Origin of the sequence: Marinobacter sp. LV10R520-4, assembly GCF_002563815.1 — a bacterium.
Classification (GTDB): Bacteria; Pseudomonadota; Gammaproteobacteria; order Pseudomonadales; family Oleiphilaceae; genus Marinobacter.
This window is the reverse complement of the sequence record NZ_PDJM01000001.1, coordinates 2,766,553-2,779,201: the sequence shown is the minus strand read 5'-3', so window position 1 is coordinate 2,779,201 and position 12,649 is coordinate 2,766,553. Positions and strand designations below refer to the sequence as shown.

The following is a 12,649-nucleotide window of genomic DNA, read 5'->3' as shown; positions in this document are numbered from 1 at the left end:
ATCCTTTGCCGGGAACGCGGCTGGCGTTATCCGTGTGTCGTCTGCGCCTTTACTGGCCTACCGACGCTACGATGGTAATCTGTTTGTTATCCGGCACTTCCTGATAAGACAGTACGTGCAGGCGTTCTATGCCGTAACTGGCGAACTTTGCCAGCACCGGCCTCAGCGGGCCGGACACCAGCAGAATCGCTGGTTTACCGAGCACTTCCTGGCGTTGCACGCTGTCTTGCAATGAACGCTGGAGTTTTTCCACCATGTTCGGCTCTAGCACTAGCCCGATATCGTCCTGGGCGCCGGATTGTTGACTCTGCTGCACAGACTTAAGCAATAACTGTTCCAGATCTGGATCCAGGGTAATCACCGGTATTTCGGATTCGTTACCAACGATGCTCTGCACAATCATCCGCCGCAGGGCCTGGCGGGTTACTGTGGTCAAAGCTTTCGGATCCTGACTGCGTGGGTGCAGGTTCACTATGGATTCGGCGATAGAGCGCATATCGCGAATTGGCACCTCTTCTTTCAGCAGATTCTGCAGCACTCGCAGCAACACGCTGATGTTTACCGCTGAGGGCACCAGCTCTTCCGCCAGTTTCGGCGATACTTTTTCCAGTTGGTCCAGCCACTTCTGCACTTCTTCATGGCCCAGCAACTCGTAGGCGTGGGTCTGCAGAACCTGATTCAGGTGAGTAGCCACCACGGTGCTGGCGTCTACCACGGTGTAGCCCAGACTTTGGGCCTGGTCTTTTTTCTCTGGTTCTATCCAGATGGCATCAAGGCCAAAAGCCGGATCTTTGCCCTCTATACCCTCCACTTTGCCAAACACCTGGCCGGGGTCGATGGCCAGCTCACGCTCCGGGTGAATCTCCGCTTCGGCAATGGTGACGCCCATCAGGGTGATGCAGTAAACGTTGGGCATTAAGTCCAGGTTGTCGCGGATATGCACCGAGGGCATCAAAAAACCCAGATCCTGGGACAACTTTTTACGCACGCCTTTAATACGGCTAAGCAGCTGCCCGCCCTGGCTTTTATCCACCAACGGAATAAGCCGGTAACCGACTTCCAGGCCAACAATGTCTACGGTGGCGACGTCGTCCCAGCCCAGCTCGCGATTCTCTGCCGGTGCCGGTAGAGAATCGCTACCGTTGTCGCCGCTGACCAATTCACCACCGCTGGCACGGCCGCCAGTACTTGCACCGCCACGTGCCGGAAAGTTGCCATCCTCTTCTACCGTTTGTTGATTTTTCTTCCAGGTAAACCAGGCCGCCGCCGCCGCCATCGAACCCAGCCCCAGAAATGCTACGTGAGGCATACCAGGAATCAGGCCCAGCAAAATCAGAATACCGGCAGCAATAGCCAGAGCTTTGGGCACATCGAACATTTGTTGCAGAATCTGGCTGCCCATATCCTGGCTGGAGGTGGTACGGGTGACCATAATCGCCGCCGACGTAGACAACAGCAGCGACGGAATTTGGGCCACAAGGCCATCACCGATGGTCAGCAGCGCGTAACGCTCCACCGCCAGGCCGAAATCCAGCCCGTGCTGAGCCATACCAATGGCAATCCCGCCAATGATGTTAATGGCCAGAATAAGCAGGCCCGCGACCGCGTCGCCTTTCACAAATTTCGAAGCACCGTCCATAGAACCGTAGAAATCGGCCTCCTCGGCCACTTCTCTACGGCGGAATTTGGCGTCTTCCTGGTTGATCAAACCGGCGTTCAAGTCGGCGTCGATGGCCATTTGCTTGCCGGGCATAGCGTCCAGGGTAAATCGGGCGCTCACCTCCGACACCCGGCCGGCACCTTTGGTGACCACCAGAAAGTTAATGATCATCAGGATGGCAAACACCACCAGGCCAACCGCGTAGTTACCACCAATCAGCACCGCACCGAAAGACTCAATGACTTTACCGGCCGCATCTCCGCCATTATGGCCTTCGAGCAGCACAATACGGGTAGATGCGACGTTAAGCGCCAGGCGCAGCAAGGTCGCCAGCAGCAAAACCGTGGGGAACGCAGCAAAATCCATCGGCCGCAGGGCGTACACGCACACCAACAGAATCACGATGGACAGGGTTATGTTGAAGGTAAAAAACACGTCCAGCAAAAACGCCGGCACAGGCAGAATCATCATGCCCAGCAGGCCCATCAGCATCAGTGGAACCCCGAGGTTCCCCTTCGCCAGGGATTTGACGTTATTAAAGACTAAAGCTCGATCCATGCCGGATTTCTCTCTAGATTGATCTAAATCGGTCTGATCTGACCTGATTTCTGGCGCTTTTGCGCGTTTGAACAGTTACACCGCAAAAACCATACCAATCCTTAGGAAATCCCCTACAACTTTCTACTGCCGGCAGCCTGACGAAAACCACCAGATACGGTATCCTTTCGCCATTTTGTGTCGTTGCCTTTGTGAACGACCCCGCGCCCTCAATTATCACGACAAACAGGTGACCGCCATGCCCATCCACGAAGTAAAACACCCTCTGATACAGCACAAAATTGGCCTGATGCGCCGTGCCAATATCAGCACCAAGAATTTTCGTGAACTGGCGCAGGAACTGGGTACGCTGCTGACCTACGAGGCCACCAAAGACATGACCCTGAAAAAACAGCAAATTGACGGGTGGGCCGGGCCGGTCACCATTGAACAGATTCAGGGTAAAAAAGTGACCATCGTACCGATTCTGCGCGCCGGCATTGGCATGCTGGACGGCGTACTGGCGCTCTTGCCCGCGGCACGGGTGAGCGTGGTAGGCCAGATCCGCAACGAAGAAACCCTGGAAGCCACCACCTACATGGAAAAACTGGTGGGTGAACTGGACCAACGCATGGCGCTGATTATCGACCCCATGCTGGCCACCGGTGGCTCAATTATCTCGACGATTGATTTGCTGAAAAAAGCCGGCAGCACCGACATTCGCGCGCTGATTCTGGTGGCCGCCCCTGAAGGCGTGAAACGGGTTCTGGCTGCGCATCCGGATGTGTCTATCTACACCGCCTCCATCGACGACGGCCTGAATGAAAAAGGCTATATCCTGCCTGGCTTGGGCGACGCCGGCGACAAGATTTTCGGCACTAAGCAGAAGGACGTTTAAACATGTCCCAGCACGCTAACAAGCATGTTAACGACGCTAACAACCAGCCTGTCGACGAATCTTTTCATGAGCCAGTGTGGAAGCAAGCGTTAGCTGGCTCCCAGATGTTGTTGGTGGCCTTCGGCGCACTGGTGCTGATGCCACTGATCACAGGCATGGACCCGAATGTCGCGCTCTTCACTGCAGGCCTTGGCACCATTATTTTTCACATTGTGACCGGTGGTCAGATTCCGATTTTTCTGGCGTCGTCATTTGCCTTTATTGCCCCGGTAATTGCCTCCAAAGGCAAATTTGGCATGGAAGAAACCATGGGCGGCCTGATGGCGGCGGGTATTTTGTACATTATTCTGAGCGCCCTGGTAAAAGTCCGCGGTACCGGCTTTATTACCCGCCTGCTGCCACCGGTGGTGATTGGCCCGGTAATTATGGTGATTGGCTTGGGGCTGGCACCGGTAGCGGTGCACATGGCGTCTGGCCGCACCGGTGACGGCAGCGTTCAGCTGATTGCGGAAAACACCGCGCTGTGGATTGCGATGATTTCGTTGGTGTGCACCGTAGGCGCTTCGGTGTGGGCAAAAGGTATTTTCCGCCTGATCCCAATCATGTTTGGCGTACTGGTGGGCTATGGCCTGGCAGCCATAATGGGCCTGGTCGATACGACGCCGGTGCAACAAGCACCTTGGCTGGCCATTCCAAACTTTACCGCACCGCAGTTTAGCTGGGGAGCCATTCTGTTCATGATTCCGGTGGCTATCGCTCCGGCTATAGAGCACATTGGTGACGTGCTGGCCATTGGCAACGTCACCCGTAAAAACTACTTGGACAAACCCGGCCTGCACCGCACCCTGCTGGGCGACGGCCTGGCCACCAGCGCCGCCTCGCTGCTAGGTGGCCCGCCCAACACCACCTATTCGGAAGTGACCGGCGCCGTCATGCTGACTCGCAACTTCAATCCAAAAACCATGTGGTGGGCGGCAGTTATTGCCATTGTACTGGCCTTTGTGGGTAAGTTCGGTGCGGTGCTGCAAACCATTCCGGTACCGGTCATGGGCGGCATTCTGTGCCTGCTGTTCGGTTCTATTGCGGTGGTGGGCATGAGCACGCTGATACGCCACCAGGTAGACCTGAACTTGCCGCGCAACCTGGTAATTGTAGGTGTCACCCTGGTATTCGGGATTGGCGGCATGGTGCTGGGCCATCTGGCAGGCATCGCGCTTTGTGCGATTGTGGCCATCGCCCTGAACCTGATTCTGCCGGGCTCACGGGAGGCCTGGGGCAAGGCCATTTACGAAAAGAAAGACTGATCAGCACCCGGCCCCCGCCCCGGGGGTCGGCCAACTTAAGCGTCGCGGCGTCAATTTAACGGCTCGACGACGCCGGCTAACGCTATTTTGGATCACATTCAGCCCGCTATTCTCTACTGCAATTTTTAACAAAATGTTTATTTATTTGATCTCAGTCAATTAGGGTAAAGCTAATTATATCGATTTGATTTCAGTCAATTGTAATTTTGTCGTCTTATCTATGCTCAGATTCCGATGGCTCACTCGATCATTTTGTGCTGTCAACACGCAGAAAAATGCTACTGAATCATGGAGCTAGATATGGAAGGCAAAACCTCAAAATCATCACCAGTTAATGAACAGCGTCGTAACTTTATCAGTGGCTCAATCAGTGCTGGCGTTTTGGGCGCGGGCATTGCAGCAGGGTTAGTGCCAACATTAGCTCAAGCTCAAAGCGGTAAAAAAGTGGACCGTATGGCTAGCTATACCGCTGATCAGCTAGAGCGAGTCAAGCAAGTACTAGTAGTCCCGCCTATGGTGCCTGCGCATGACCAGGTTGCTAAAGGTAAGCCTAAAGTTATTGAAGTGCGCCTTGACGTAGAAGAGAAACAGATAGAACTGGAAAATGGTACTAAGGCTTGGGTATCCGCTTTTAATGGCAGTGTTCCCGGGCCATTAATTGTTTGCCACCAGCACGACTATATTGAATTGACCCTGGTTAACCCTGACACCAACTCGTTAGCCCATAACATAGACCTGCACGCCTCAACGGGCGCCTTGGGCGGCGGCGAGTTAACACTGGTGTCTCCAGGTGAAGAGGTCACCTTCAGATTTAAGGCCACTAAAATAGGCACTTTTATATATCACTGCGCTCCGGGCGGCATAATGACTCCCTGGCACGTCGTCATGGGCATGAATGGCGCCATTATGGTATTGCCACGTGAAGGCTTGAGTGATGGCGACGGTAACAGCTTGACCTACGACAAAGCCTATTATATTGGCGAGCAAGACTTCTACGTTCCTCAAGACGAGTCCGGACAATACAGAGCTTATGACACGGTTATAGGCAGCATGAATGAAACCTTAGACGTGATGAAAACACTCACCCCATCCCATATCGTCTTTAACGGCGCTGTTGGGGCATTAACAGGTGAGAACTCGATGACCGCCAAGCTTGGCGAAACCGTGCTGTTTATACACTCCCAGGCTAACCGTGATACCCGTCCACATATTATTGGTGGTCACGGCGATTATGTCTGGAACTCAGGTTCGTTCGGTGACAGGCCTGCTCGGGATTTAGAAACCTGGCACGTTGCCGGTGGCAGTGCTGGAGCAGCTTTATATACCTTCATGCAACCTGGTCTGTATGTTTATGTAAATCACAATTTGATTGAAGCCATCATGAAAGGTGCTGCCGGCCATATCAAGGTGGACGGCGAATGGAATGATGATTTAATGACCCAGGTTAGCAAGCCTTCAATCATCAGGTCTTAGAAGCTTTTTTAAGCTGTTTAATTAAAGAATGGCTCAAAGAAATTGCGCGAATTCGTGGCTCAGGAATAGCATTTCTAAGCCACGAATTCGAGGCAACCCAGATGCGAAGGGAGATGCCATGCTCAGGGTAATAGGTATTTTGTTACTGGCTATGGTTTACCAAACCGCCACAGCCCAACAAGCCGATGAAAACGCAAAGGATTATCTAGTATACGCCAGCGTATACCAATGGTACGGCGAACTGGACAGCAACGAAAACTGGCGTCAAAACCATCCCCAGGTCACGCTCGATTTTGCAGAATACCCACAAAGCAGTTGGACCCAAGGCGCACACCAGATTCTGGATATAGCGCCCGTATCTGAAGATTCAGCTTCAAATAACCCACCTGCCAGCCATCAAGTACGCATAACCTTAGAGTTCTACCCTGCTGTTGCGGACTCCGATCACGTAACCGGCCAGTATATGCAGCAATTGATCACCTTCAGCCTTGATTACCAGCAAGTGCTCAAGGTAGAAACCGAAATGAATGAGCGCGATGATTTTGAATCTCGCTACATTGCCAGCGCCGATACAAATTTAATTCGCGCGTTTCTTTATAGCTGGACTCAAGGGCTGGATGAGCCTGACTCAGCATCGCTAACACAGTGGCTCACGAGTGACGCCCAGGTGAACCTGGCTGAAACGCAGGTAGCGGATATAATTGACTATCAGGCCCATATGCAGGCGCAAGGGTTAACCCAAAGCCGTCGAGTGATAAGAAATCTGAAAATAAGCCCGTTAGACGAACAGCAATACCAGGTTGAATTTGAGTATCAATGGAGCGCGATCAACGGCGACGGTGAAACTGAAATCGCGGACATTGGCGTCTCCCTGCGTTTAAGCGTCGTAGACGGCAAAGTATCAGTGCACGTTTATACGGAGCAATATCTTGCGCCAAAAACGGACCTAGGGGCAGAAGTTCGCTGCTAAGGCGCTCGGCCATTGCATTATCAGGAGTTAACTATGACAAACAATACACGATTTATTCTGGGCAAAGGAATATCATCGGCAATTCTGTGCCTGATGATGATCTTTTTCAGCAACGTCGCCATGGCGCAGATGCCGGTTCTTAAAGGTATAGGCGGCGATTTTACGTTGAATAGTAGCAAAGGGGTTGAGGTCAGCCTGTCAGACTATCAAGACAAAGTGGTCATGTTATTTTTTGGCTATACCAATTGCCCTGATATCTGCCCCACAACGATTGCCCATATCAGTCAGATGATCAAGCGGCTCACTCCAGAGCAGCGGAAAAGAGTGCAAGTTCTTTTTATCAGCATAGACACGGACTACGACACGCCGGAACACCTGAACAAATACCTGAGTTACTTTGACCCAAGCTTTATTGGCCTGGTGGATGAAAAAGAAAAAATTGATCACGTTGCAAAGATTTATCATGCTGAATACAGCAAGCTTGCCAATGAGAAAGTAACAACAGAGTTTAAAAAGCTTTCCGTAGATAGCGAAGAACAAGAGCAGGAAGGATACCTTTACTCCCACAGCGCAAAAATATTTGTTATCGATACGAAAAGCCGTGTGCGGGGTTTCTTTTACGTGGGCACGCCGATTGATGATATGAAAGACCAAGTCATAAGCTTGCTCTGATACTCGTCTCGTTAACTGCCACATCAAAAACCTGGCTCTGGACGTACCCGTCGAAGGCAGCACGTTGCCGCTTACCTTGACGTTCGACAACGGTGAAACCATCAGCCTGGATGTCAAAGTAACGAGCCGGCCCTAAACGAAAGAAAACCGTTTGCCATCCCTGGCTAGTCGGTCTGACGCTTGCGGGACGCAAGATCACTTGCGCGCCATCGACTCCAGCATCCGGTTCACCGCATCCAGGTGCTCCGGCTCGTTGTGGCACATGCCCTGGAAACAGGCGCAAAGATCGAGAAAATCTTTCAGCTCCATGCGCTGTGCCATTTTCATCAAGCGCTTTGTCATTCGAGTCGCCTTAGGCGGCTGGCTGGCCATTCGCTCGGCTAACTTCATGGCCGTCGGCATCAGCTCGTCTGCCGGCACCACGTCCAGAACAATGCCCAGCTCTTTAGCTTCAGTCGCATCCACAATCCGGCCAGACAAGGTTAACTCGAAAGCCCGCTGATAGCCGATCAGGCGCTGCATCAACCAGGCGCCGCCGTCCCCCGGAATGATTCCAAGGTTAAGAAAAGTTTCGCCAAACTTGGCTTTTTCTGACGCTATGCGGATATCCGCCATGTTCGCCAGATCAAAACCGGCACCGATGGCCGGACCATTCACAGCGGCGATAATTGGCACTTCGACAGCCTGCATAACCAGCGGAATACGCTGAATGCCCTTGCGATAGCGTTCGGCGCATTCCGCTGCATCACCGGCAAAATCACCACCGCGCTCGGCCATGTCGCGAACGTTGCCGCCCGCACTAAAAGCTGAACCGGCACCGGTAATAACCAGCACCGATACGTCGCTGCAGCCATTGACCCATTCGGCCGTGGTAACAATATCGTCGATCAGATGAGACCCGGTAAGGGCGTTGCGTAAGTCGTGGCGGTTGAGGGTTAAGGTCGCAACACGGTTCTCAAGAGTAAGTAGTGCATCAACTAGCTGTGGCAGATTGCTTATATTTGGCTGGCTCGTATTTAATTGGCTCATAACGGTGTCTCCTGAGAAACGATCACCCGGGCATCAACCACCGCGTAACCGTCGTCATAGGCAATAACGGGGTTAAGATCCAGTTCAAGGATCTCCGAATGTGCATCAACAATACTGGACACTTTCAACAGCAGCTCGACCAGCGCGTCTTTACTCACCGCCGGTTCGCCACGGGCCCCTTCCAATATCTTGCGAGCTTTGATCTGGTTTACCATAGAGTGGGCGTCATCGCGGCTCAGGGGGATGGCGCGGAAAGCCACGTCTTCCAGAACTTCCACAAAAATACCGCCCAGTCCAAACATCAGCACCGGCCCGAATACCGGGTCACGGCTGACCCCGATGATAACCTCGGTGCCCTTACGAGCCATGGGCGCTAACAGAACACCCTCTATCTCGGCGTCGGCCTTGTAGAGCTTGCAAGAGGCCAGAATTTCAGCATGGCCGCGGCGCAAATCTGCCTCGCCACTGAGGTTGAGCTTGACGCCGCCGGCATCGGATTTATGCAGAATGTCTTTGGACACAACTTTCATCGCCAACGGCGTGTCACCGAACTCGGCAACCGCCTCTGAAAACCCGGCTTCGTTCCGTACAATCAACTCTTTCGGCACGTCTACGCCGTAAGTGCGCAGCAGTGACTTTGCCTCGAACTCAAACAGATCCCGACCACTGCTCTGGGCCTGCTTAAAGGTTGCCACAACGCCGGCATCGGGGCTTAGTGGCTGCGCCAGCTCCGCCCGCTGACTACGCGCGATATAGGCACCCCGTTCGTTCAGCGCTTTCAACACCTGAACTGCGTGCTCGATCGAATTGTAAACAGGCACCCCTGCTTCACGCAGCCTAACCAGCGGCTCAGGCCGAACATGGCTGTAAAGACTGTAAACCACCAACGGCTTGTCGGTCTGGCCAGACAGCTCGGCGATCGCATCGGCCGTTTGAAGCTCTTCCGCCTTGAGCTCTTCCGCAAAGCGAATACCGTAGCCTCCAAACATGCCCACCAGGAACACCATGTCGACGTTCGCATCCTTAATCAGGATACTCATGCAATCGGCCAACAACTTCGGATTCGCGTCGGTACTGCCCGCCACATCGACGGGGTTGACCAACGATGCCTGTGGAAAAAGGATATCCCGCAGCGCTGATCGCGTTGCATCAGACAGCTCGGCCAGTTCCAACCCTGCTTCACACAAGCGATCAGACGCAATCGTTGCCTGGCCACCACCGTCAGCCAAAATCGCAACCCGGTTGCCATTCGCCTGCTGCAAAAGACCCAAGCCTTCGGCAACCGGCAGAATTTCGTCAGACTGGCTGACCACGGTTACGCCCACCTGCCGAAGCAGGTCTACCGTCATCGCATAGCTGCCGGCTAAAGCTCCGGTGTGCGATTTGGCGGCTTTCTGGCCGGCCTCGGTTGACCCGGACTTATAAACCACCACTGGCTTGGTTTTTGCAATTTCTTTGGCAACGTTCAAAAACACACGGCCGTCTTTGAAGCCCTCCACATAAAGGGTCGCTACACGGGTGTGTTCGTCTTCGCCCAGGTACTGAAGGTAGTCGGCAAAGCCCAAATCAATTTGGTTTCCCGGGCCCACATAGGTGCTAAAACCCACATGCCCGTTACTTTCCGCCTCGAGCGCCAGGGCCAGCAGCATATTGCCTGACTGGGAGATAATGCCGATATCGCCGGGCTTAACGTTGTCGAGCGCCAGCAGGTTTACTTTTTTGTGGAGGTTGAACACCCCGGACGTGTTGGGGCCTACAATACGCACGTTCGCTTTCTGAGCGGCTTCCAATACCTCCTGCCCAAGCTTTGCGCCGGCTTCGTCCACCTCGCCAAAACCGCTGGCCAGGATAATCGCCCCTTTTGTGCCATTGCGGCCACATTGGGCCAGCAGGTCAGGAATGGTCTTCGCGGGCGTACAGATCAGCGCCAAAGCCGCCGAACCCGGCAGCAATTCCATCGACGGGTAGGCTTTATAACCCAGAATCGTATCGGCTTTAGGGTTGATCGGGTAGATCGCGCCTTCATAGCCGTCGTTAATGAGCCCAACCATCGCCTTGTAACCGCGCTTGGTGGGGTCGGATGAGGCGCCCAGAATCGCGATTGAATCGGGTGCCAGGAAATCGTGCAGTGAACTTTTCATAATCAACAGCCCTTGAAGACTGGTGAGCGTTTTTGAGCGAAGGCATCCACACCTTCCTGCCAGTCCTGGGTTGTCGTGCACATGAACACGCCGTCCAGTTCGTGCTGAAGCTGCGCGTCCAGATCTGCATGGGAGGCGTTGTTCAATAGTTTTTTAACCAGCGACATGGAAATGGGAGCCTTGGTGGCCAACTGTTTGATAAACGCTTCTGCCTCATCAAGCAGTGCTTCATCAGCCACGGAACGAGTTGCCAGGCCAATGCGCTCAGCCTCGGGGCCGTCAATTTTAACGCCGGTGAAGATCAGCTCACGAGCTTTCGCCAACCCGACCAAACGCGGCAGAAAACTGGTCACACCGCCGCCGACACAGGTACCAATGCTGACTTCGGGAAAGCCGATTTTTGCCGTTTCGCTCATAAATATGAAGTCACAGGAGCAGGCCATTTCGGCCCCCGCACCCAGTGCGTAACCATTAATGGCCGCAACCACCGGCTTACTCAGTCGAAACATCGCCTCGCAAACATCATTACCCAACTGCAGATATTGCCGGCGCTGATACTGGCTGCGCTCGCCGGAACCGTGCTCTTTCATATCGGCGCCAACACAAAAGGCGCGCCCTTCACCCGTCAATAAAACGGCTCTGACCTCAGGGTCGGCCTCTGCCTGGCTCAACGCAACCAGTAAATCTTTGTAAAACGGCTCAACCACGGCGTTTAAACGATGGGGACGATTGAAGCGAATCTCGGCGTAGCCATCTTTAATGGTAAAAATCAGGGTTTCAAATGACACAATAAATTTCCTCTATCTCATCAGGTGTCACGTCGCAAATCCGACGGTATCGGGAAGTTTGGCATGGTGGGTTTGTCGGCGTGGCCTTTGCGGAACTGGCGCAGCTGGAATACATAGGCCAGCACCTGGGCGATGGCCATATACAGGCCGTCTGGTATTTCCTGACCAATATCACTGTTGTGATACACCGCCCGCGCCAGCGGCGGTGTGCGCAAAATTTCTACCTTGTTTTCGCGGGCAATTTCCATAATCTTGAAGGCCAGTTCGTCGCCGCCCTTGGCCACCACCATAGGCGCGCCCATGCTGTTCTGGTCGTACTTCAGCGCCACCGCGTAATGGGTCGGGTTGGTGATGACCACGTCAGCGGTGGGAACGTCCTGCATCATCCGTCTCTGCGACATCTCTCGCTGCAGCTGGCGAATACGGCCTTTCACTTCGGGTTTGCCTTCGCTGTCTTTGTGCTCGTCTTTTACTTCCTGCATGGTCATTTTGAGCTTTTTCTGGTGGTCGTAAATCTGGAAAGGCACATCGATCACAGCAATAATGATGGTGGCACAGGACAGCAGAAAAAAACTCCAGCCCAGGGTCCAGAGCACATGCTCCATAGCCGGCACCGCCGGTTCTGCGGAGATACTCAGCAAGTCTACCGTTCGTACTTGCAGAATAAGAATGGCAATAGTGAGTACCAGCCCGACTTTGGCAATGGCTTTAAACAGCTCAATTAGCGAGCGTGCAGAGAACATGCGACCAAGACCCTTTATAGGGTTCATACGACTAGGCTTGGGCGCAATGGATTTGCCACTGAACAGCAAGCCACCAATGCCGATGGAACCGGCTATGGCTGCCACCAGCAGCATAGCCAGAATGGGCGATAAGGCCCAGGCCGCGGCTTTGGCGGAAGCAATCAGCTGCACGCTCATATGACGCATATCAAAAATGGCACTGCGCTCGATGGTAAAGGCGTCGCGCATGATGGCTTCCAGGGCAGCGCCAAGATGGCTACCAAAAATCAGTAGGCCGCCAGCACCGGCCATCAACACAGCCGTCGTTGCCAGCTCTTTGGAGCGCGCAGTCTCGCCATCCTCCTTGGCTTTTTCCAGCCTTCGGGGGGTGGCCTCTTCGGTTTTCTCCTGACTGTTGTCGTCGTCGGCCATTATCGAAATACCCTGGTGCTGGT

At 53.7% G+C, this 12,649-nt stretch carries 10 protein-coding genes; 5 read left to right on the top strand and 5 right to left on the bottom strand.

The features are described from left to right. Positions 1 to 49: 49 nt before the first annotated feature. Positions 50 to 2,218 carry a flagellar biosynthesis protein FlhA gene (gene flhA, locus ATG98_RS13595; RefSeq protein ID WP_098423451.1) on the bottom strand — a complete coding sequence of 723 codons (2,169 nt, stop codon included), beginning with the start codon at positions 2,216 to 2,218 and terminating at the stop codon, positions 50 to 52. A 238-nt stretch (positions 2,219 to 2,456) separates the two neighbouring features. Between flhA and upp the strand changes: the two genes are divergently transcribed. The 5 genes from upp to ATG98_RS13570 all read left to right on the top strand — a co-directional run bounded on the left by upp (position 2,457) and on the right by ATG98_RS13570 (position 7,514). Beyond that, positions 2,457 to 3,095 (top strand): uracil phosphoribosyltransferase, encoded by a 639-nt coding sequence (gene upp / locus ATG98_RS13590; protein WP_098423449.1) that lies wholly within the window; start codon positions 2,457 to 2,459, stop codon positions 3,093 to 3,095. A 2-nt stretch (positions 3,096 to 3,097) separates the two neighbouring features. Continuing rightward, on the top strand, positions 3,098 to 4,399 hold the full coding sequence (locus tag ATG98_RS13585; RefSeq protein ID WP_098423447.1) for a uracil-xanthine permease family protein: 1,302 nt from the start codon (positions 3,098 to 3,100) through the stop codon (positions 4,397 to 4,399). Between the two features lie 300 nt (positions 4,400 to 4,699). Then, on the top strand, positions 4,700 to 5,872 hold the full coding sequence (nirK, locus tag ATG98_RS13580) for a copper-containing nitrite reductase (protein WP_098423445.1): 1,173 nt from the start codon (positions 4,700 to 4,702) through the stop codon (positions 5,870 to 5,872). Between the two features lie 28 nt (positions 5,873 to 5,900). Continuing rightward, positions 5,901 to 6,842 (top strand): hypothetical protein, encoded by a 942-nt coding sequence (locus ATG98_RS13575; RefSeq protein WP_228706139.1) that lies wholly within the window; start codon positions 5,901 to 5,903, stop codon positions 6,840 to 6,842. A 33-nt stretch (positions 6,843 to 6,875) separates the two neighbouring features. Continuing rightward, a complete protein-coding gene (locus ATG98_RS13570) occupies positions 6,876 to 7,514 on the top strand; it encodes an SCO family protein (protein WP_098423443.1) in 639 nt (212 codons plus the stop codon). A 195-nt stretch (positions 7,515 to 7,709) separates the two neighbouring features. Here ATG98_RS13570 and ATG98_RS13565 read toward each other — a convergent pair whose 3' ends face one another. Genes ATG98_RS13565 through flhB form a run of 4 tightly spaced genes read right to left on the bottom strand, consistent with a single transcriptional unit; the run spans position 7,710 to position 12,626 of the window. Then, positions 7,710 to 8,543 carry an enoyl-CoA hydratase-related protein gene (locus tag ATG98_RS13565; protein ID WP_179888148.1) on the bottom strand — a complete coding sequence of 278 codons (834 nt, stop codon included), beginning with the start codon at positions 8,541 to 8,543 and terminating at the stop codon, positions 7,710 to 7,712. Further along, on the bottom strand, positions 8,540 to 10,684 hold the full coding sequence (locus tag ATG98_RS13560; protein ID WP_098423442.1) for an acetate--CoA ligase family protein: 2,145 nt from the start codon (positions 10,682 to 10,684) through the stop codon (positions 8,540 to 8,542). The genes ATG98_RS13565 and ATG98_RS13560 overlap by 4 nt, the downstream gene beginning before the upstream one ends. A 2-nt stretch (positions 10,685 to 10,686) precedes the next feature. Then, positions 10,687 to 11,472: an enoyl-CoA hydratase/isomerase family protein gene (locus tag ATG98_RS13555; RefSeq protein ID WP_098423441.1), complete on the bottom strand. Its 786-nt coding sequence runs from the start codon at positions 11,470 to 11,472 to the stop codon at positions 10,687 to 10,689. 20 nt (positions 11,473 to 11,492) lie between these two features. Next, positions 11,493 to 12,626, bottom strand: a complete 1,134-nt coding sequence (gene flhB, locus ATG98_RS13550; protein WP_098423440.1) for a flagellar biosynthesis protein FlhB — start codon at positions 12,624 to 12,626, stop codon at positions 11,493 to 11,495. Between the last annotated feature and the right edge of the window lie 23 nt (positions 12,627 to 12,649).